Genomic DNA, 22445 nt, shown 5'->3' on the forward strand with positions numbered 1-22445 from the left:
GATCAGGCGGTGTATTGGTTTTGGATACAAAATACAAGCGTATTTTATTGAAGGTCAGCGGGGAGGCGCTGGCGGGCAGCAAGGGCACCGGGTTCGACGAACTCACCATGGAGGCCATCTGCCGCGGCATCAAGCAGGCATATGATCTGGGGGTACAGATCGGTCTGGTCGTGGGCGGCGGCAATTTCTGGCGCGGCCGTTCCAGCGGCAGCATGGAGCGCACTTGCGCCGATAAGATCGGCATGCTCGCAACGGTGATGAACTGCCTTGCAGTGGCAGATCAGCTGCGTCAGCTGGGCGTTCCCGCGCAGGTCCAGACCTCGATCGTCATGCCTCAGGTGGCTTCGGTCTTCACCCGTGACAGTGCGGTGGAAAGCATGGAGGCCGGCAATGTGGTTCTGTTCGGCGGAGGCACCGGCAATCCGCTTTTCTCCACGGATACCGCCAGTGCGCTGCGTGCCATCGAGACGGGCTGCGACGTGATGTTCAAAGCCACGATGGTGGACGGCGTGTACGACAAGGACCCGAAAAAATATGCGGATGCCGTGAAGTACGACCAGCTCACCTTTACTGAGGTGCTGGAAAAGAACCTGGCTGTGATGGATGGCACTGCAGCCACCCTCTGCCGGGAGAACAAGCTTCCGATTCTGGTGTTCGACCTGAAGGACCCGGAGAATATCGCAAGAGCGGTGCGCGGTGAGACCATCGGTACCCTGGTCGTGGAGGAGTAACAGCGCAGTTTTGATAAAACAGCGCTGAAAACCGGCTGCGTGCTGCTGCCGGAAGAGCAAAGAGCATAGGATTCGGCCCCGGGCCGAAGAAAAGGAGTATAACACATGAGCACTTACACCAAGCCTTACGAAGACAAGATGACCGGCGCCATTCACCATCTGGGCAAAGAGCTGGCCGCCATCCGCGCCGGCCGTGCCAACCCCGCCATTCTGGATCGGGTTGCAGTGGACTACTATGGCACCCCCACCCCCATCAATCAGGTGGCCGCGGTGGCTGTGGCGGAAGCGCGCATTCTGACCATCACTCCCTGGGATACCTCTCTGATCCATCCCATTGAGCACGCTCTGCTGGTCAGCGACATCGGCATCAACCCCACCAACGACGGCCGTGTGATCCGTCTGGTGTTCCCCGCTCCCACCGAAGAGCGCCGCCGTCAGCTCACCAAGGATGTGCAGAAGCTGGGCGAGGAGACCAAGGTTGCGGTGCGCAATGTGCGTCGTGAGGCCATGGATAAATTCAAGACCCTGAAAAAGAACAGCGAGATCACAGAGGACGACCAGAAGAATCTGGAAGAAGAGATGCAGAAGATCACCGACAAGTTCGTCAAGCAGATCGATAAGGATTGCGAGGCCAAGAACAAGGAGATCATGGAGATCTGATTCTCGGGCAACAAAAATCATGTGCCGCGTGCGAGTTTTGCGCGCGGCACCACTTTGTAACAGGAGAGATTTGCGCTTATGCCACAACCGGAGAATTTTGCAAAAGGGCTCAGCATCGGCATTATCATGGACGGCAACGGCCGTTGGGCCAAAAAGCGGGGCCTTCCCCGGACTGCCGGCCATAAAAAGGGTGCGGAGGTCTTTCAGGATATTACCCGTTACTGCAATTCCATTGGGGTGGAGTCGGTCACCTTCTATGCCTTTTCCACCGAAAACTGGAAGCGTCCCTATGAAGAGGTGGGCGCGATCATGAAGCTGTTCGGGGAATACTTGATCAAGGCTTTCGATTACGAAAAGGAAAACAACCGGGTCGTCTTTCTGGGTGACCGCAGCGCTCTGGAGCCCAAGCATCAGAAGCTGATGAACGAAATCGAGACCAAGACCGCCCACAATACCGGCATGACGCTGAACATTGCGGTAAACTACGGCGGCCGTCAGGAGATCGTGCGTGCGGCGCGTATTCTGGCGGAAAAGGTGCAGAACGGCGAGCTTCGGCCGGAGGAAATCACCGAAGACATGATGAGCGCCCATATGTATACTAGCGGTCAAAAGGACCCGGACTTCATCCTGCGGCCCAGCGGGGAGAAGCGCCTGTCCAACTTCATGCTGTGGCAGGCCGCCTATTCGGAGCTGGTGGAGATGGATGTCCTTTGGCCGGATTTTACCCGCGCCGATCTGGATTTGGCCATTGAGGAGTTCAACCGGCGCAGCCGTCGCTTTGGCGGGATTTGAGCATTGCGGAAAGAAAGGAAAAGACTGTTGTGAAAACAAGGATCATAACTGCCGCGGTGGGCCTTTGCGTTCTGGCCGTGGTTATGCTGATGTTCAACACTCTGGTGTTTGAAGCCGTGGTCGCTCTGATCGCCATCATTGCTGTTCACGAAATTTACAAAGCGTTCGCATTAGGCGAAAAAGAATCACACATTTTTATCGCATTTATCCCGTATACTTTTCTGGTAATGTTCTCCCACGTACCTGTGGTAAAGGCGCTGCTGGTTCCCGGCAGCTATCTGCTGGCGGTGTATCTGGCGGTGTGCCTGCTGTGGCATAACCGTACCCTGAGTGCCGCAAAGCTGGGGGGCATGGTAGTGTTCAGCGGACTGATGATTGCCTGCTTTTACTCCATTGTGTTCATCAAGAACCACCTGAACAACCAGTTCGAGTCCATTTACCTGATCATGATGATTTTGTGCTTTGCATGGGGCGGAGACAGCGCAGCCTATTTTGCCGGCCGCTACTTTGGCAAGCACAAGCTGGCGCCGGTGGTCAGCCCCCACAAGACCATTGAGGGAGCCATCGGCGGTGTACTGGGCTCCGGCGTGCTGGGTGTGCTGTGCACCCTGGCGGCGCAGGAACTTTCGGTCCATCTGGCGGGCGGCAAGGCCTGCCTGCTGCTGGAGCGCATGTCCGCCAGTGCGGCAAGCTATCTGGTGGTGTTTATCCTGGGTATGCTCTGCTCACTGCTGGGCATTCTGGGTGATCTGTTTGCCAGTGCGGTAAAACGCCAGTGCGCCATCAAGGACTATGGCACCATCTTCCCGGGCCATGGCGGCATCATGGACCGGTTTGACAGCGTCACTTTCATTGCGCCGGCCGCGGCTCTGCTGGTTTGGCTTACCACAACGTTTTTGAAGTAACGAGGAACAGAAAATGGCTAAGAAACTTACTTTGCTGGGCTCCACCGGTTCCATCGGTACCCAGAGCCTGGATGTGGCTCGCGCTCAGGGCTATGAAGTATACGCTCTGGCGGCAAATTCCAATGTGGATCTGCTGCTCAAGCAGATCGAAGAGTTTCACCCCGCCTATGTGGCGGTTGCGAATCCGGCCGCCTGCGACCAGCTGGCTGCCCGTCTGGGCGGCGTGGCTGGCGCGCCCAAGCTTCTGCGCGGCGCGGAGGGCATTGTGGAGCTGGCCAAAATGGAAGGCCCGGATGTAGTGCTCAACGCAGTGGTGGGCATTGCGGGCCTGGGCGCGACCCTGGCTGCGCTGGAAAACGGGCACGATGTGGCCCTGGCCAACAAGGAGAGCCTGGTCACCGGCGGCCATCTGGTTACCGAGGCTGCTGCCAAGCACGGCACCAGGCTGCTCCCGGTGGACAGTGAGCACTCCGCCATCTTCCAGTGCCTGCAGGACGCTCATTCCGCCAAGACGCTTACCAAGATCCTGCTCACCGCCTCCGGCGGGCCCTTCTTCGGAATGAAGCGGGAGGAGCTGGCGGGCAAGACCCGGGCGGATGCACTTAAGCATCCCAACTGGAACATGGGCGCGAAAATCACCATCGATTCCGCTACCCTGATGAACAAGGGCCTGGAGCTGATCGAGGCAGTCTGGCTGTTCGGCCTGCCGCCGGAGAAGATTCAGGTTGTGGTACAGCGTCAGAGTATCATTCACTCCATGGTGCAGTTCAGCGATAACTCCATCCTGGCTCAGCTGGGCGTGCCGGATATGCGCATTCCCATCCAGTATGCACTCACCTGGCCGGACCGGTTCCCGGGCTGCGCGCCCGAGCTGGATTTCACCCAGCTCAAGTCTATCACTTTCGATGTGGCGGACGAGGAGACCTTCCGCTGCCTGGCAGCCTGCAAAAAGGCCATTGCCAAGGGCGGTCTTGGTCCCTGCGCGGCCAACGGTGCCAACGAGGAGGCCGTCCGGCTGTTCCTGGAAGAGAAGATCGGCTTTTTGGACATTGGCCGTCTGGTGGAGGCCGTGGTGGACAGTGATTCCTTCGGCGGCAGTTATACGCTGGCCGACGTGTATGAATGCGATCGCATGGCCCGGCAGTTCGTGCTGAGCCACATCTAAACAAGAAAGAGAGATTATTCGCACATGGCAACAATCCTTACCCTCGTCATATCGGTGCTGATCTTCGGTCTGGTGGTGATGATCCACGAGCTGGGGCACTTTGTCTGCGCCAAAAAGGCCGGGATTCAGGTGAATGAATTTTCCATCGGCATGGGCCCGGCACTGTTTACCACGGTGCGGGGCGGAACCCGTTACAGCGTGCGAGCATTGCCCATCGGCGGCTATGTGAGCATGGAAGGGGAAGATGAGGAGCTGGAGAAGCCGGAAACCGGCGATGCACTGCAGGAACTTGATACGGCGGAGGAGGAACAGCCCAAGGGCCTGCCCTTCCCAAAGGTAAAGGTCTGGAAGCGGATCATCGTGGTTGCTGCCGGTGCGGTAATGAACCTGATTCTGGGCTTCCTGGTGCTGCTGCTCATGACAGCGTTTGGTGATCCCGGAGCCAGCAAGATCGTGGGCTTTGTGGAAGAAGGCTCTCCGGTGCAGGCTGCGGGCTTGCAGGTGGGCGACGAGATCCTGGCGGTGAACGGTCATCACTGCTTTGTAATGAACGATGTGCTGTATGAACTGCAGCGTACCCCGGATCAAAGCGCAGACCTGACTGTGAAGCGGAATGGTGAGATCGTTCAGCTGGATAACGTGGGCTTTGAACTGGTGGAAAACGGCGATTCCGTTACCATGAACATCGGCTTCAAGGTCTACGCCCTAGAAAAGAATGTGAAAACCGTGGTGTCGCAGGCCTTCAATTACACCCTGTTCTACGCCCGGCTGGTCTTCCGTTCACTGATCGACCTGGTGGTAGGCCGGGTGAGTGTGAATGAGCTTTCCGGCCCGGTGGGCATTGTATCCGCCATCGGGCAGGCAGCGAGCATGGGCGTGGCCGAGGTGTTGTCCCTGCTGGCATTGCTCACCGTGAACCTGGGCGTGTTCAACCTGCTGCCGGTGCCTGCGCTGGACGGCGGCAAGCTGGTTTTCCTGGTGCTGGAGGGCATCTTCCGGCGGCCGATTCCCAAGAAATTCGAGATTCTGGTGAATGCGGCAGGCATGTGCTTTTTGTTCGGGCTCATGCTTTTCGCCACATTCAACGACATCATTCGTCTGTTTTAAAAGCAGGAGGATAAGCAATCATGCGTAAGGTCAAACGTGAAGTGAAAATCGGCAATCTGGTCATCGGCGGGCACAACCCGGTGGCGGTCCAGACCATGCTGAATGTACCTGTGGCGGATATCCCGGGCAATGTGGCCCAGGCCAAGCGGGTGGTGGAAGCCGGCTGCCAGATTCTGCGGGCCAGCGTCCCCAGCCTGGAGGACGTGCGCATCGTGGAGGCCGTGAAAAACGCAGTGGATGTGCCCTTTGTAGCCGACATCCATTTCAACTACAAGATCGCCCTGGCCTGTGTGGATGCGGGCGTGGATAAAATCCGCATCAACCCCGGCAATATCGGCGCGGACGAAAACGTGCGCGCAGTGGCCCGGGCCTGCAACGCCAAGAACATCCCCATCCGCATTGGTGTGAATGCGGGCAGCCTGGAGAAGGAGATTCTGGCCAAGTACGGCGCGCCGGTGCCGGAGGCTCTGGTGGAAAGCGCCATGTACCATGTGGCCCTGCTGGAAAAGCACGACTTCAACAACATCGTGATCTCCATCAAGTCCAGCAATGTGCCCACCATGATGCAGGCCTACCGTCTGCTCAGTGAGAAGTGTGATTACCCGCTGCACGTGGGCGTGACCGAGGCCGGTACCTACCGCATGGGCCTGATCAAGTCCGGTATGGGCATTGGCGGTCTGCTGCTGGAGGGCATCGGCGATACCCTGAGGGTTTCCCTGACCGATGAGCCGGAGAAGGAAGTGCAGGCTGGCTACGATATCCTGCGTGCTGCTGGTCATGCGGTGGGCGGTCCGGAAATCATCAGCTGCCCCACCTGTGGCCGCACCAACATTCAGGTTGCTCAGATTGCCGACGAGGTGGAGAAGCGCCTGAAGGGGTACAAAAAGCCCATCAAGGTTGCTGTAATGGGCTGCGTGGTGAATGGTCCCGGCGAGGCCCGGGAGGCGGACATCGGTATTGCCGGCGGCAAGGATGAAGCGCTGCTGTTCATCCGGGGCGAAAAGATCCGGATGCTGCGGGGCGACATTGTGGGCCAGCTGGTGGACGAGATCTATAAGCTGTGATGTGTTTTTGAGCCTGCGGGCGGGATTCTCCTGCCCGCAGGCCATTGCTTTGTAAGAAAAAGGAGACAACCCCATTGAAACCTTTGGTAACACAACTGTGGCCCCGGTTCACGGTGGACGAGACCTTTGCCCGCTGCTTTGCGGGGGTACTGGTGGAGCATGTGGAGATGCTGCGTCTGAGTCGGAAGATCCGCATCCATCTGCGCAGCGGCGCGCCGCTGCCGGTGAACCTGTGTGACCGGCTGTGCACCTCGCTCAGCCCTTTGTTCGACGGCTTTCAGGTGGAAATCCAGAACAGCTTTCCCTACGAAACCATGACCCCGGAGAGCATCCAGAAGCTGATCGGTGAGCTGCGGGACGAGGATTATCCGGTCAACGGCTTTCTGGACCATGCAGCCATCGACATTGAGGGACAGCTCATCCGACTGCACATCAAGGTGGGCAAAAAGATTCTGGAGGAGATTCAGTTTCCGCAGGCGCTGGCCCAGCGCATCGAGCAGCGCACCGGAACCCTGCCCCAGGTGGAACTTGCCCAGACCGGCAAGACCGCCACAGTGGAGGAATGGGAAAAGAAGGTGCTGCAGAAGGTGCCCACCGTCAAGTTTGAGGAGAAGAAGGGCCTGCCGCCCATCAAGATTCCCGGCCTGGACCTGACCGACAAGCCGGTCAAGCTGTTCCATGGCAAGAACTTCAAGCCCGGCGAGCTGACCCCGCTGAAGGAGCTGGGCGGCGACGGCGGCCGCGTGATGATCTGGGGCGACGTGTTCGCAGTGGAGGTAAAAGGCAACTTCCAGAAGAGCTACATCGTTTCCATCACCGACTACACCGGCTCCATCAACCTGAAGCTCCGCAGCCGGGAAGGGGAGGACTTCAGCAAGTGGGAGGAGCTGAAAAAAGGTACCACCCTGGTGCTGAAGGGTGAATGCACCTACGATAAATACGAGCACGACTATGTGGTCTATCCTTACGACGTGCTGCAGGTGGAGCGTCGCAAGCGGGAGGATAACGCCCCCCAGAAGCGGGTGGAGCTGCATCTGCACACCAAGCTCAGCAGCATGGACGGCTTCTGCGACCCGGGCGAGATCGTGCGCACCGCACACCGCATGGGTCACCGGGCCATTGCCATCACCGACCACGGTGTGGTACAGGGCTTCCCGGAAGCGATGCTGGCGGCAGATGCCATCCGCAAAAGCGACCCGGACTTCAAGGTGATCTACGGCGTTGAAGCCTACTTTGTGGATGATATGATTCCGGTGCTGTACGGCGAAGCCACCGGCCCCATGAGCGGCAGCTTTGTGGTGTACGATACCGAGACCACCGGTCTGGACCCCAACACCGAGTTCCTCACCGAGATCGGCGCGGTGGTGGTGGAGAACGGCCAGATCACCGAAACCTTCGGCACCTTTGTGAACCCGGGCAAGCCCATCCCGCCCAAGATCGTGGAGCTCACCGGCATCAACGACAGCATGGTGGCGGACGCTCCCACGCCGGACGAGGCGGTGCGTATGTTTGCGGAATTTGCGAAGGGCCGGGTGCTCATCGCCCACAATGCCCACAAGTTCGATATGCGCTTCATGCACATTGCTGCCAAGCGGGCGGGCATCGAGCTGGAAAACGCCTACATCGATACCCTGCCCATGGCCCAGAATCTGTATCCGGGCCTGCGCAATTATAAGCTGGATACCATCAACGACCATCTGGAGATTGAGCCCTTCAATCATCACCGGGCGGTGGATGACGCCATGGCGCTTGCCAAGATCTTCTGCAAGATGCTGGAGGATCTGACGGAAAAGAAGATCGAGCGGCTGGAGGATATCAACATCGGCCTGGGCGGCGGAAACAAAGAGGTCATCAAGAAGAAGTATTATCACCTAATTATTCTGGTGCGCAACCAGGTGGGCCTGAAAAACCTGTACAAGATCGTCAGTGAGGCCCACACCAACTACTTCTTCAAGAAGCCCCGGGTGCCGCGCAGCATTCTGAACAAGTATCGGGACGGACTTTTGATCGGTTCTGCCTGTGAAGCAGGTGAACTTTACAGGGCTGTCGTGGAGGGCCAGAGCTTCGAAAAGCTGTGCCAGATCGCGGAATATTACGATTTTCTGGAGGTTCAGCCTCTGGGGAATAACGAATACATGGTGCGGGAGCATCTGGTGGATTCCATGGACAAGATCCAGGACTTCAACCGGACTATCATCAAGCTGGGCGAGGTGCTGAACAAGCCGGTGGTGGCCACCGGCGACGTGCATTTCCAGGACCCGGAGGACTCGGTCTACCGGGCGGTGCTGCAGGCCGGAAACGGCTTTAAGGACGCAGATAATCAGGCTCCACTGTACTACCGCACCACCGAGGATATGCTCAACCAGTTCAACTACCTGCCCAAGGAAAAGGCCTTTGAGATCGTGGTGACCAACCCCAACAAGATCGCCGACATGGTGGACGGGGGAGTGCGGGCCATTCCCAAGGGTACCTTCCCGCCCTCCATCGAGGGCGCCGAACAGCAGCTGCGTGATGCCACCTGGAACACTGCCAAGAAGCACTACGGTGACCCCTTGCCGGAGCTGGTGCGGGCCCGGTTGCAGCGGGAACTGGATTCCATCTGCGGCCACGGCTTTGCGGTTCTGTATGTAATTGCTGTAAAGCTGGTTGCCTTTTCAAACCAGAATGGCTATCAGGTGGGCAGCCGTGGTTCGGTTGGCTCCTCTGCGGTGGCCCATTTCTCGGGAATCTCCGAGGTAAACAGCCTGCCGCCCCATTATCTGTGCCCCAACTGCCAGTACAGCGAGTTTATCACCGACGGCAGCGTGGCCGACGGCTTCGACCTGCCGGACAAAAACTGCCCCTGCTGCGGCGCGCCTCTGATCGTGGACGGCCACGACATTCCTTTCGAGACCTTCCTGGGCTTCGACGGCGACAAGGAGCCGGATATCGACCTGAACTTCTCCGGTGAGTACCAGAGCTTTGTGCACCGGTACACCGAGGAGCTGTTCGGCAAGGAGTTCGTGTTCAAGGCAGGCACCGTGTCCGGCTTACAGGATAAGACCGCCTACGGCTACGTGAAAAAATATCTGGAGGAGCGGGGCCGCATCGTGAACCGTGCGGAGGAGAACCGGCTCACCCAGGGCTGCACCGGCGTGAAGCGTACCACCGGCCAGCACCCGGGCGGCATGGTGGTTGTGCCGGATGTGCACGAGATCCAGGATTTCTGTCCCATCCAGCACCCCGCCGACGATAAGGAAAAGGGTGTGCTTACCACCCACTTCGAATTTAAATACCTCCATGATACCCTGCTCAAGCTGGACGAGCTGGGCCATGATGTGCCCACCATGTACAAGTATCTGGAGAACATGACCGGCATCCCCATGGAAAAGGTGCCCATGAACGATACCAAGGTGATCAGCTTGCTGGTATCCACCGAGGCGCTGGGTGTTACCCCGGAGCAGATCGACAGCCAGACCGGTACCTTCGGCATCCCGGAGCTGGGTACCCCCTTCGTGCGGCAGATGCTCATCGAAGCCCAGCCGAAGAACTTCAGCGACCTGATTCAGATTTCCGGCCTTTCCCATGGTACCGACGTTTGGAACGGCAACGCACAGGATCTGATCAAGGATGGCGTGTGCACCATTTCCGACGTGATCGGCTGTCGTGACAGCATTATGACCTACCTGTTGCACAAGGGTCTGGAGCCCAAGCTGGCCTTCAACATCATGGAGCTGACCCGAAAGGGCAAGGTGGCAAAAGGCGGTTTCCCGCCGGGAGCAGAGGAGACCATGAAGGAGTGCGGCGTGCCGGACTGGTACATGGATTCCTGCCGCAAGATCAAGTACATGTTCCCCAAAGCCCACGCCGTGGCCTACCTGATCGCGGCCATCCGGCTGATGTGGTTCAAGGTGTACCATCCCCAGGCGTTCTACGCCACCTACTTCACCGTCCGCGGCGACGACATTGACTACGAAGCAGCGGTAGGCGGTGTGAAGGTGGCCCAGCAGCATCTGAAAGAGGTAAACGCCCGCCTGCGGGAGGAGCGGAAAGCCAAGGACGAAGACATTCAGGTTTCGCTGCAGCTTGTGAATGAGATGCTGGCCCGGGGCTATGAGTTTCTGCCCATTCAGCTGGGCAAGAGCCGGGCCACCCAGTATGTGGTGGAGGACGGCAAGGTTCGTCTGCCGTTCACCTCGCTGAAGGGCGTGGGTGAGTCCGCCGCCGTTGCGCTGGAGCGTGCCACCATTAACGGGCAGGAATACCTGTCCATCGAGGAGCTTCAGCAGGCCACCGGCGTTTCCAGCGCTGTGATGGAGAACCTGAAAAATGTGGGTGCACTGGGCGGTCTGCCGGATACCAGCCAGGTGAGCTTCTTCTGAGTGTTTGATTCTCGCAGCATGCCTTTTGACGCAGCAGGCGAGAAAAGAAATCTCAAACAAAAGAGCGAAACGTGTTCGTGAAACGCGTTTCGCTCTTTTTATTATGGCGCACGAGAGTAGGAAATACAAAAAATACCCGTCACAAAACGTGACGGGCGTGAAAATCTTTTTCGTCGAGGGCCATTTTTTCGGCTAGAATGGGAAAATTTGCAGTGGAATCAAGAGAAATGCAAAAATATGCACTTCGCTCGCCGAAAAAATTTAACGAGGTCCAAGCTTGGCCAGATCATTGAAGGTGGTCAGGATCTGGGGCTGTTCCAGGCGGATCTGCTTGCCGCTCAGGTAATGCAGCGAGCTTTCCTCCGGGATCTGGCCGAAGGTCAGCTGCACCGCGCACAGGGCCTGGGTTTTCAGGCCGGCCTTCTCGTTCCATTTCCGGTTGCCGTATTTGATGTCGCCCAGAACCGGCGCGCCCAGAAATGCCAGATGAGCGCGAATCTGATGGGTGCGGCCAGTCACCAGTCCGATGCGGCAGAGGGTGAAGGGGCCGATCACTTTTTCCGGGGTCACCTCGGTGATGATCTCCTTGTAGCCCTCGGCTGCGTCGGCGCGTACTTGTACCTTGTTGTTGGATTCATTGTGACGCAGCCAGGCGGTGTGGCGGCCCTTGGGCGGCTTGCCGAAGGTGATGGTCAGGTACTCCTTGCGCACGGAATCCGTGCGGATGATCTCATTCATGTCTCGCAGTGCAGCATAATTCTTTGCGGCCACCACCAGACCCTCGGTGCCCCGGTCCAGCCGGTTGCACAGTGCGGGGGCAAAGGTGTGCTCCTGCCCGGCAATATATTCACCTTTCTGGGTAAGATAAGCGGTGAAGGCATCCACCAGGTTGGCGTCGCCGGTGCGGTCCGAGTGGCAGAGCAGGTGGGCTGGCTTGTACAGCACCGCCAGATTCTCGTCCTCGTAGACTACTTGAACCGGCGGCTGACGGCGGGTTGGAGCCTTGGGTGCAGGCGCGGCGGAAAAGAACTCATCGTTGATATAAAGCTCCAGCACATCTCCGGCGTGAATGCGGTAATCTGCGTCGGCCTTTTTGCCGTTCACCTTGATGCGTTTGTTCCGGAAACTCTTGTACAGCAAGCTGTTGGGCAGATTAACAGTAACGTTTTGCACAAAACGGGAAAGGCGCACGCCTTCCTCATTGGTGCCCGCGGTAAAGCGTTTCATTCAAAAGGTTCCTCTCTTTCCAATAACCTGTAAATAGTATATAATATAAAGAATAGCGCGTAAAGCGTAATTTTGAAGGGAACGGGGAACACGGCATGGCACAGCAGCAGATCCACGCAAACCACCGCCAGCGCATGCGTAAGCGGTTTGAAGAGACCGGCTTCGACGGCTTTTCCGACCATGAGGTGCTGGAATACATCCTGTTTCATGCCATTCCCCGCAAAGATGTGAACCCGATTGCCCACGCGCTGCTGAATCACTTCGGCGGGCTGGACCGGGTGTTGGAGGCCAGTGAGCAGGAGCTCACCCAGGTGGAGGGCGTAGGTCCTGCCACCGCCCGGCTGATCTGCCTGTTTCTGGCGGTGGACCGGCGCTACCACCAGCACAAAACCCGCCCGGTGCGCACCGTGAAAAGCCTGGAAGAGGTGGGCGAGCACATGGAGTCGCTGTTTTACGGCGCAAGGGTGGAGCAGGTCTACGCCATGTATCTGGACGACCGCAACCACATTCTCAAGGTGGAAAAGTGCTTCGAGGGCACGGTGAACGCCTCGTCAGTGTTCGTGAACGTGCTCAGCAGCCGGATGATCACTCTGGGCGCCACCCAGCTGGTGCTGGCCCACAACCACCCCAGAGGCTTCGCGCTGCCCTCCCGCGAGGATATGAACCTGACCAGCCAGATCCGCCAGAAGCTGGGGACTCTTGGCCTGAAGCTGGTGGACCATGTGATCGTGGCGCCGGACGGCTATATCTCCCTGCGGCAGAGCGACCGGTTCCAAAGCCTGTTTACCTGAGGCCGCCGGCAGAAACACGCGGCCCTGCCCGCGAACAGAAAGGATGATCGAATGGATCAGTTTAAACTTGTAGCGCCCTATCAGCCAACAGGCGATCAGCCCCAGGCCATTGAAACACTGGCCCAGGGCATCCTGAACGGCGATAAGGCTCAGACCCTGCTGGGCGTGACCGGCAGCGGTAAGACCTTCACCATGGCCAATGTGATCGCCAAGGTCAACCGGCCCACACTGGTGCTGGCCCACAACAAGACGCTGGCGGCCCAGCTGTGCACCGAGTTCCGGGAATTCTTCCCGGAGAACGCGGTGGAATACTTCGTTTCCTATTACGACTATTACCAGCCGGAGGCCTATATTCCGTCCACCGATACCTATATCGAAAAGGACAGCGCCATCAATGACGAGATCGACCGGCTGCGCCATTCCGCCACGGCGGCCTTGTCCGAGCGGCGGGATGTAATCATCGTGGCCAGCGTGTCCTGCATTTACAGTCTGGGTGACCCCATCGACTACCGGAGCATGGTGATCAGCCTGCGCCCCGGCATGCAGATGGACCGGGATGAGCTGTGCAAGCGCCTGGTGAAGCTGCAATACGAGCGCAACGATATCAACTTTGTGCGCAACAAGTTCCGGGTGCGGGGCGACACGGTGGAGATCAACCTGGCCTACATGAACGACGTGGCCATCCGGGTGGAATTCTTCGGCGACGAGATCGACCGCATCAGCGAGATGAACCCCCTCACCGGCGAGCGGAAGAACGTGGTCAAGCACGTGGCCATCTTCCCGGCCAGCCATTACATCGTTTCCCCGGAAAAGATGCAGGCGGGCCTTGTGAGCATCCGGGAAGAGATGGACCGGCAGGTGAAGAAGTTCACCGAGGAGGGCAAGCTGCTGGAGGCCCAGCGCATTGCCCAGCGCACCAACTATGACATGGAGATGCTGCAGGAAGTGGGCATGTGCAAGGGCATCGAGAACTATTCCGCGGTGCTTTCCGGCCGTGCGCCCGGTTCCACTCCCACCACGCTGCTGGACTACTTCCCCAAAGACTTCCTGCTCTTTGTGGACGAGAGCCACGTGATGCTGCCCCAGCTGCGGGCCATGTACGGCGGCGACTACGCCCGCAAGAAAACTCTGGTGGACTTCGGCTTCCGCCTGCCCTCCGCTTTCGATAACCGCCCCCTGAAATTCGAGGAGGTGGAAAGCAAGCTGAACCAGATTGTGTTCGTGAGCGCAACGCCCGGTGAATACGAACGGGAGCATAGCGTGCGGGTGGCCGAGCAGGTGATCCGTCCCACCGGCCTGTTGGACCCCCAGATCATCGTCAAGCCGGTGGAGGGTCAGATCGAGGACCTGCTGGGCGAGATCAACCAGCGCACCGCCCGAAACGAGCGGGTGCTGGTGACCACCCTGACCAAGAAGATGGCCGAGGACCTGACCGACTTCCTCACCGAGCACGGGGTCAAGGTTAAGTACATGCACCACGAGGTAGATACCTTCGAGCGCATGGAGCTGATCAAGGACCTGCGCACCGGTACCATCGATGTGATCGTGGGCATCAACCTGCTGCGTGAGGGTCTGGACCTGCCGGAGGTTTCGCTGGTGGCGATTCTGGACGCGGACAAGGAAGGTTTCCTGCGCAGCGAGACCAGTCTGGTGCAGACCATCGGCCGCGCCGCCCGAAATGCGGACGGCATCGTTATCATGTATGCGGATGAGGTCACCCCCAGCATGGAGAAGGCCATCACCGAGACCGAGCGTCGCCGCTCCATCCAGATGGCCTACAACGAGGCCCACGGCATTACCCCGAAGACCATCGTGAAGAGCATCCGCGACAGCATTGAAATCAGCGACCACAAGGAGAACGCAAAGCTTGGCACCCGCCGCATGAGCAAGGCGGAGCGGGAGCAGCTGATCACCCGCCTGACCCGCGAGATGAAGGAGGCGGCCAAGCTGCTGGAATTCGAGCACGCGGCCTTCCTGCGTGACCGCATTGAAAAGCTGCGCCGGGGCGAGAATCCCAGCGACGATGCCAACGAAGCAAAGCCGAAAAAGAGGAAAGGAAAGTTCTGAGCATTGAATAATGATAAGATCGTCATCAAGGGTGCCCGCGAGCACAACCTGAAAAATGTTGATTTGACCATCCCGCGGGACAAGCTGATCGTAATGACCGGCCTGTCCGGCAGCGGCAAGTCCAGCCTGGCCTTCGATACCATCTACGCGGATGGCCAGCGCCGTTATATGGAGAGCCTTTCCAGCTACGCCCGCCAGTTCCTGGGCCAGATGGAAAAGCCGGATGTGGACGACATCCAGGGCCTTTCGCCGGCCATCTCCATCGACCAGAAGACCACGAACCGGAACCCCCGGTCCACCGTGGGTACCGTGACCGAAATCTACGACTATCTGCGTCTTTTGTACGCCCGCATCGGCGTGCCCCATTGCCCCATCTGCGGCCGGGTCATCAGCCAGCAGACGGTGGACCAGATGGTGGACGCCATTCTGGCCCTGCCCAAGGGCACCAAATTCCAGGTGCTGGCCCCGGTGGTGCGGGGCCGTAAGGGCACCCAGCAGAAGGAGCTGGAGGCGGCCCGGCGGGGCGGCTATGCCCGTGTGCGCATCGACGGCAACCTCTATGATCTGGACGAAGAGATCAGCCTGGAAAAGAACAAAAAGCACACGGTGGAGATCGTGGTGGACCGTCTGGTCATCAACGACACCGTGCAGAGCCGTCTGGCAGATTCGCTGGAAACGGCCATCGCTCTCACCGGCGGTCTGGTGACCATCGACGTGAGCGGCGGGGAGGAGATGCAGTTCAGCCAGAGCTATGCCTGCCCGGATCATGGTATCTCTATCGACGAGCTGGAACCCCGCATGTTCAGCTTCAACAATCCCTTCGGCGCCTGCGAACGCTGCACCGGTCTGGGAACCTTCATGCGGGTGGATCCGGAGCTGATCATTCCCAATAAGGATTTGTCCATCCGGGAGGGCGCCATCAAGGCCAGCGGCTGGTACTACGCTGAGGGTTCGATCAGCGAGATGTATTACAAGGGCCTGGGCAAAAAGTACGGCTTCACGCTGGACACGCCTGTTAAGGAAATGAGCGCCGAGGCGGTGAACGCCATTCTTTACGGCACCGGCGGTGAACGCATCGAGATGCACCGGGAAAACGAGTTCGGTTCCGGCCGTTACCTGAACGAATTCGAGGGCATTGTGAACAATCTGGAACGCCGCTTCCGGGAGACCAGCAGCGAGTGGATGAAGGAAGAGATCGCCACCGTGATGAACGGCGTGGAATGCCCGGACTGCCACGGCAAGCGGCTCAAGCCCACCAGTCTGGCGGTCACCGTGGGAGGCGTGAACATCAGCGACCTGTGCGAGATGAGCGTGCGCCAGGAGCTGAACTTCATCAACGACATCCAGCTGACCGATCAGGAGCACCGCATCGGCGACGGCATCCTGAAAGAGGTGCGCGAGCGGCTGGGCTTCTTGCAGAGCGTGGGTCTGGATTACCTGACCCTTTCCCGCGGTGCGTCCGGTCTGTCCGGCGGCGAGAGCCAGCGTATCCGGCTGGCCACCCAGATCGGCAGCGCCCTCACCGGCGTGCTCTATGTGCTGGATGAGCCCAGCATCGGCCTGCACCAGCGGGACAACGACAAGCTGATCGCTACCCTCAAGCGTCTGCGGGATCTGGGCAACACGCTGGTGGTGGTGGAGCACGACGAGGACACCATGCGTCAGGCGGACTACATCGTGGACATCGGCCCCGGTGCGGGCGTGCACGGTGGCGAGGTGGTGGCCGAGGGCTCGGTGGAGGATATTTGCAAGGCCCCCCGCAGCATCACCGGCGCGTATCTGTCCGGCCGCAAGCGGATCGAGGTGCCCGCCACCCGCCGTAAGGGCAACGGCAAAAAGCTGCGCATCGTGGGCGCAGCCGAAAATAATCTGAAGAATGTGAATGTGGATATCCCGCTGGGCAAGATGATCTGTGTGACCGGTGTGTCCGGCAGCGGCAAGTCCAGCCTGATCAACGAGATCTTCTATAAGGCGCTGGCCATGGAGCTGAACTGCCCAGACGCAGGACGCCAAGATGCGCGGCTACGGCCCCGGCCGGTTCAGCTTCAATGTGAAGGGCGGACGCTGCGAGGCCTGTGAGGGCGACGGCATCGTGCAGATCGAGATGCACTTTTTGCCGGATATCTTCGTGCCCTGTGAAGTGTGTAAGGGCGCCCGCTACAACCGGGAAACTCTTGAGGTAAAATACAAGGACAAGAGCATTGCCGATGTGCTGGACATGACGGTGGAGGAGGCCTGCACCTTCTTTGCCAACATTCCCCGCATCCACCGCAAGCTGCAGACCCTGCTGGACGTAGGCCTTGGCTACATCAAGCTGGGCCAGAGTGCCACCACCCTGTCCGGCGGCGAGGCCCAGCGCGTAAAGCTGGCGCTGGAACTGGCCAAGCGGGAGACCGGCCAGACTGTGTATGTACTGGACGAGCCCAGCACCGGCCTGCATGTGGCGGACGTGCACAAGCTAATCACCGTGCTGGATCGTCTGGTGGACGCGGGCAACACCGTGGTCATCATCGAGCACAATCTGGACATCATCAAGCGGGCGGATCATATCATTGATCTGGGCCCCGAGGGCGGCGACGAGGGCGGCACCATCGTGGCCACCGGCACCCCGGAAGAGGTAGCCAAGGTGCCCGCCTCCTACACCGGCAAATACCTGGGCCCTATCCTGGAGCGGGACCGGGTGACCGAATAAGAAAGCAAAGAGGGATTCCATGGAAACCATCCTGTTGGTGGAAGACGATGCGGCGCTGAGCGAGGGAATTGCTCTGGCATTCAGTCAGCAGCCCTATGAATTTGTTCGCTGTGCCTCGCTGGCCGAGGCCCGGCAGGCATTGCAAGCGCGGGCGTTTTCCCTGATCCTTCTGGATCTGGGCCTGCCGGACGGCAGCGGGCTGGAGCTTTGCCGCCAGCTGCGTGACCGGCGGGACCCGGTTCCAGTGCTTTTCCTCACCGCCAACGATACCGAGTACAGCGAGGTGGCGGCGCTGGAAGCGGGTGGCGATGACTATATTACCAAGCCCTTCAGTCTTGCGGTGCTGCGGGCAAGAGTCACTGCCGCCCTGCGCCGCCGCGCACCCGCCGGGCTGGAGCTGGTGGAAGTCGGCCCTTTCCGGTTCGACTTTGCCCGACTCCGGTTTGAAAGGCAGGGCGTTGAGTTGGTACTCAGCCGCACCGAACAGCGCCTGCTCCAGCTGCTGGTGAAGAACCGGGGGCAGATTGTTCCCCGGGACACCTTGCTGGATCAAGTGTGGGATGGCGGTGAATTCGTGGACGAAAACACCCTGTCGGTAGCGGTGCGCCGCCTGCGCGCCAAGCTGGAAGAGGACCCGCGCCGCCCACGTTATATCCAAACGGTCTACGGCGTGGGCTATACCTGGAAGGGGAACGCCGATGAATGACTGGTTCTTTGGAGTTACTCCCGGGCAGCTGGCCCTGCTGCTGGGATTGGGCGCGCTGACAGTTACGGCGGCAGGTGTCGGTGTTGCTGTATATGGCTGGTACACCAGACGCACCATGCGCCGTTTGGAGCAGATGCTGGAGCAGGCCATTGCGGGCAGCTTTGAACAGGACGACTACAGCGAAGCCCAGCTTTCCCGCCTGGAAGAGAAGCTGAGCCGGTTTCTGCATTCCAGCCAGCTTTCCCGCAAAGCCATCGAAGAGGACCGGGGACGCATCAAGTCCCTGATCGGCGATATTTCCCACCAGACCAAGACCCCGCTGGCAAACATTCTGCTCTATGGGCAGCTGCTGGACGAGCAGCCGCTGCCTGCAACTGCCCGCCCCATGCTGGCTCAGATCAACACCGAGGTGGAAAAGCTACGGTTTTTAATCGAGGCGCTGGTCAAGCTGTCCCGCCTGGAAAGCGGAGTTGTTCAGCCCGTGGCCGAGGTTCAAGCGCTGGAACCGTTGCTGCAGGCGCTGGAACATTCCTTCCGGCCTGCGGCCGAACAGAAGGGTGTTTCGCTGCGGTTTTTGTCCACGGGTGCCCGGGCCTGCTTTGACTGCAAGTGGACCCAGGAGGCGGTGGGCAACCTGGTGGACAACGCCATCAAGTACACCCCGGCGGGCGGGCATGTATCCGTTGCCTGTGAGCAGTATGCCATGTTCTGCCGTATTACCGTGCAGGACGACGGTCCCGGCATTCCGGAAGCGGAGCAGGCGGCGGTGTTCCGCCGGTTCTACCGGGGCAGCGCTGCGGCAAAAAGCCCGGGCGTCGGGGTGGGTCTGGCCCTGGCAAGGCAGATCGCCGCGCTGCAGGGCGGTTACATCAAGCTGGCATCGGAACCGGGCAAGGGCAGCGAGTTTTCTCTGTATCTGCCCCTGGAAGCGCAAATATGACAGAACTGTTCGATTTGCCCCGCTGCCTGTAAGGGTGCGGTAAGCTTTGTTTGGTATAGTCTGTGCAGTAAAGAAAAGTGCGTTCGCGCATTCTTTGCTGCACAGACTATTTTTATCGGGAGGTTTTGGAGGAATGAACGTTCTGGAAACAAGAGCGCTGAAAAAATACTACGGCGAGGGCGAGACCCAGGTGCGCGCCCTGGACGGGGTGGACCTGACGGTGGAGGAAGGGGAATTCGTGGCCATTGTGGGCACCAGCGGCAGCGGAAAATCCACCCTGCTGCACATGCTGGGCGGGCTGGATGAACCCACCAGCGGCAAGGTGCTGGTGGAGGGCAAGGACATCTTTCAGCTGAAAAAGGACGCTCTCACCATTTTCCGCCGCCGCAAGATCGGTTTTGTGTTCCAAAGCTATAACCTGGTGCCGGTGCTGAATGTGTATGAGAACATCGTGCTGCCCATCGAGCTGGATGGCAACCGGGTGGACCGGGCTTTTGTGAGCCGGATCATCGCCACGCTGGGTCTGGAAAACAAGCTGCAAAGCCTGCCCAGCCAGCTTTCCGGGGGTCAGCAGCAGCGGGTGGCCATTGCCCGGGCGCTGGCTACCAAGCCCGCCATTCTGCTGGCGGATGAGCCCACCGGCAACCTGGATTCCAAGACCAGTCAGGATGTGCTGAGCCTGCTTCGAGTGACCAGCGAACGGTTCGGGCAGACCATTGTGATGATCACCCACAATGAGGAGATTGCCCAGCTGGCGGACCGGATCGTGCGCATTGAGGATGGCCGCATCCGGGAAGGGCGGTGATGGGCTGTGTTGAAGATCGACAACCGCAAGGCCCTGCATCGCCTGGCGGACAAAAGCTTCCGGGCAAACCGGGGCCGCAATCTGATTGCTATTCTGGCAATTATACTCACCACCATCCTGTTCACCAGTGTGTTTTCCATTGGCGGCAACCTGATTGCTTCCTTTCAATACAGTACCATGCTCCAGTCCGGCGGCAGTGCCCATGGTACCTTCAAGGATCTTACCCGGGAGCAGTTTGACCAGCTCAAGCAGGCGGCCCCGGCGGGAGCCATTCTGGACCGGAATATCATCTGTGCCTATGAGGTGGAAAATCCGGAGTTTTTAAAGCGCCATCTGGAATTGTGGTATCAGCAGCCGGAGGCCTATGAGCGCCGGTTCTGCCAATTGACCGGCGGGCGTGTACCTCAGGCGGCGGATGAGATCGCCATGGACGAGCGAAGTCTGGAGCTGCTTGGAATTACTCCCGAGGAAGGGCAAACCATTACGCTGCAGCTGAAGATGGGCTATGACCAGCCGGTGATCGAGCGCCAGTTCACGCTGGTGGGCTGGTTCGGCTACAGCGATATCATGAACACAGGCTTTGGAATCGTGAGCGAGGCATATCTCGCGGAGCATGCCGATGAACTGACCGAGGCAAGCAAACAGACTGGCAGCCAGGTGGGATTGATTCAGTGTGATGTGACCTTTTCTGGCAGCTTCAACATCAGCGGTAAGCTGCGAGCCATGGCCGAAAAGGCGGGCCTTGCCAAAGAGGTGGAATGGAACGAAAACTGGGCCTATGTGGGTGCAGGCATCACCGACTGGACCAGTATTGGCGCGGTGGCAGGCCTTCTTCTGCTCATCATGCTCACCGGATATCTGATCATCTATAATATTTTTCAGATTTCCGTCATGCAGGACATCCGCTATTACGGACTACTGAAAACCATCGGAACCACCGCAAAGCAGATCCGGCGGATTCTGCGCCGTCAGGCGCTGGTGCTGTGCGGCTTTGGCATCCCTGTGGGGCTGGTGCTGGGCTTTTTGCTGGGCACGGCGTTTACACCGCTCATTTTGCAGATGGTCAATACGGTGGACGATGTCAAACTGGCGCTGAACCCGGCGGTTTTTCTGGGGGCTGCGGCCTTTTCGGTGATCACGGTGCTGCTGAGCATGCGTAAGCCCGCCCGGCTTGCCGCAAAGGTTTCTCCGGTGGAGGCGGTTCGATATACCGAAGGAAACGGCAAGGCTGCCAAAAAGGCGAAGCGTTCCACCGGCGGCGGGAAGCTCTGGCGGATGGCACTGTCCAATGTGGGGCGCAACAAGCGCCGCGCCGTGCTGGTGGTCCTTTCCATGAGCCTTTCTCTGGTGCTCATGAACAGTGTATTCACGCTGACGGACAGCTTCGATATGGACAAATATCTGGCCCGTTTTATCAAAACGGACTTTGTGGTGGCCAACGCCCGTTATTGGGGAATCGATTCTTTCCGTGCGCTGGATGGTGAGGATGCGGTGAGCGATACATTGATTGCCAATGTGCAGGCGCAGGAGGGCTTTGTGCAGGGCGGCGCGATCTGGTGCGACATCTATTCCTGGGCGGAGGAGTATCAGTGGCCGGAGGATACCATCTGGGACGAAGCGGGGAACCCCTGCCGAAATGACGGGAGAAACCGGCCCCAGGCAGTGGACGAGGAAAAGAATCCCCTTACCGTAATCTATGGAGCGGATGATTTTATTCTGAACAATCTGCAGGTGATGGAAGGGGAGCGCGACCCGGAAACGATCCGGCAGAAGCTTGCCACCGGTGAATACATCCTTTTTGCGGGCCAGGTGAACGACGAGGGTAAGCTGGAGCCAAACCAGCGCCACAAAGCGGGCGATGTGGTTACCCTGTACGATGCAGACGGCGCCCGGCGCACTTTCACTGTCCTGTCGGTGATCAATCCCGCCTATTACTGTGAGACGGCGCAGGCCAGCTTTTCCGAATTCGCCTATTACACCACGGCGGATGTGTATGCGGGAATGTGCAACACCGCCAACAAGATGAACTACGCCTTCGAGGTGGAGCCGGAGTTGGTGGAGGCCATGGGGCAATACCTGAACCTCTACACCACGCAGATCGACCCGCTGATGGATTACCGTTCCCGGGACGGTTACATCCAGGAATACACCGGGGTGCAATTTCTGTTCGTGACGGTGGGCGGCTCGCTCTCGCTGGTGATCGGGCTGATCGGTGTGCTGAACTTTGTCAACTCCATCCTGACGGGTATCATCACACGCCGCCGGGAATTTGCCGTGCTGGAGGCCATCGGTATGACCAGGCGGCAGCTTCAGACGATGGTCATGCTGGAGGGCAACTGCTATGCGCTGTTCACCATTCTGTGCAGTCTGGCCGTTGGGGTCGGCGTTTCGCTGCTCTGCGTGAAGCCGCTGGTGGATGGCCTGTTCTTTAC

Annotated in this window: 15 protein-coding genes and 1 pseudogene; 15 read left to right on the top strand and 1 reads right to left on the bottom strand. The window is 59.0% G+C overall.

Features of this window, described 5'->3' with window-relative positions:
• The first annotated feature begins 20 nt into the window (after positions 1 to 20).
• The 8 genes from pyrH (at position 21) to J7G73_RS07700 (ending at position 10785) form a co-directional block, all read left to right on the top strand.
• Positions 21 to 731 carry a UMP kinase gene (gene pyrH / locus J7G73_RS07665; protein ID WP_291245822.1) on the top strand — a complete coding sequence of 237 codons (711 nt, stop codon included), beginning with the start codon at positions 21 to 23 and terminating at the stop codon, positions 729 to 731.
• A gap of 105 nt (positions 732 to 836) precedes the next feature.
• Positions 837 to 1391: a ribosome recycling factor gene (frr, locus tag J7G73_RS07670; RefSeq protein ID WP_087293637.1), complete on the top strand. Its 555-nt coding sequence runs from the start codon at positions 837 to 839 to the stop codon at positions 1389 to 1391.
• Between the two features lie 78 nt (positions 1392 to 1469).
• The gene (locus J7G73_RS07675; RefSeq protein WP_087293635.1) at positions 1470 to 2183 is read left to right on the top strand and encodes an isoprenyl transferase; all 714 of its coding nucleotides are present in this window, start codon (positions 1470 to 1472) and stop codon (positions 2181 to 2183) included.
• A gap of 29 nt (positions 2184 to 2212) precedes the next feature.
• Complete coding sequence (locus J7G73_RS07680; RefSeq protein ID WP_291245823.1) at positions 2213 to 3088, top strand: phosphatidate cytidylyltransferase; 876 nt, start codon at positions 2213 to 2215, stop codon at positions 3086 to 3088.
• Positions 3089 to 3101: 13 nt separating this feature from the next.
• Positions 3102 to 4253, top strand: a complete 1152-nt coding sequence (gene dxr / locus J7G73_RS07685; protein ID WP_291245824.1) for a 1-deoxy-D-xylulose-5-phosphate reductoisomerase — start codon at positions 3102 to 3104, stop codon at positions 4251 to 4253.
• Positions 4254 to 4277: 24 nt separating this feature from the next.
• A complete protein-coding gene (rseP, locus tag J7G73_RS07690; protein ID WP_291245825.1) occupies positions 4278 to 5360 on the top strand; it encodes an RIP metalloprotease RseP in 1083 nt (360 codons plus the stop codon).
• 20 nt (positions 5361 to 5380) lie between these two features.
• On the top strand, positions 5381 to 6424 hold the full coding sequence (gene ispG, locus J7G73_RS07695) for a flavodoxin-dependent (E)-4-hydroxy-3-methylbut-2-enyl-diphosphate synthase (protein WP_291245826.1): 1044 nt from the start codon (positions 5381 to 5383) through the stop codon (positions 6422 to 6424).
• Between the two features lie 74 nt (positions 6425 to 6498).
• Positions 6499 to 10785, top strand: a complete 4287-nt coding sequence (locus J7G73_RS07700) for a PolC-type DNA polymerase III (protein ID WP_291245827.1) — start codon at positions 6499 to 6501, stop codon at positions 10783 to 10785.
• A gap of 261 nt (positions 10786 to 11046) precedes the next feature.
• On the opposite strand, the gene J7G73_RS07705 is transcribed toward J7G73_RS07700, so the two are convergent.
• Positions 11047 to 12012, bottom strand: coding sequence for an RluA family pseudouridine synthase (locus tag J7G73_RS07705; RefSeq protein WP_291245828.1), 966 nt, complete (start codon positions 12010 to 12012; stop codon positions 11047 to 11049).
• Positions 12013 to 12107: 95 nt separating this feature from the next.
• On the opposite strand from J7G73_RS07705, the gene J7G73_RS07710 reads away from it, so the two are divergent.
• From J7G73_RS07710 to J7G73_RS07740, 7 genes and pseudogenes are all read left to right on the top strand, one after another.
• On the top strand, positions 12108 to 12803 hold the full coding sequence (locus tag J7G73_RS07710) for a RadC family protein (RefSeq protein WP_291245829.1): 696 nt from the start codon (positions 12108 to 12110) through the stop codon (positions 12801 to 12803).
• A gap of 51 nt (positions 12804 to 12854) precedes the next feature.
• Positions 12855 to 14870, top strand: coding sequence for an excinuclease ABC subunit UvrB (gene uvrB, locus J7G73_RS07715; protein ID WP_291245830.1), 2016 nt, complete (start codon positions 12855 to 12857; stop codon positions 14868 to 14870).
• Between the two features lie 3 nt (positions 14871 to 14873).
• A pseudogene (gene uvrA / locus J7G73_RS07720) lies at positions 14874 to 17562 on the top strand (excinuclease ABC subunit UvrA).
• Positions 17563 to 17581: 19 nt separating this feature from the next.
• Positions 17582 to 18268 (top strand): response regulator transcription factor, encoded by a 687-nt coding sequence (locus J7G73_RS07725; protein WP_291245831.1) that lies wholly within the window; start codon positions 17582 to 17584, stop codon positions 18266 to 18268.
• Complete coding sequence (locus J7G73_RS07730; protein ID WP_291245832.1) at positions 18261 to 19208, top strand: HAMP domain-containing sensor histidine kinase; 948 nt, start codon at positions 18261 to 18263, stop codon at positions 19206 to 19208. Before J7G73_RS07725 ends, J7G73_RS07730 begins: the two co-directional genes overlap by 8 nt.
• A 133-nt stretch (positions 19209 to 19341) precedes the next feature.
• Complete coding sequence (locus J7G73_RS07735; RefSeq protein WP_087183974.1) at positions 19342 to 20013, top strand: ABC transporter ATP-binding protein; 672 nt, start codon at positions 19342 to 19344, stop codon at positions 20011 to 20013.
• Between the two features lie 6 nt (positions 20014 to 20019).
• Positions 20020 to 22445 (top strand): ABC transporter permease (locus tag J7G73_RS07740; protein WP_291245833.1); only part of this gene is annotated, 2426 nt, incomplete at its 3' end.

Source organism: Allofournierella sp., from assembly GCF_017889395.1.
GTDB lineage: Bacteria > Bacillota > Clostridia > Oscillospirales > Ruminococcaceae > Allofournierella.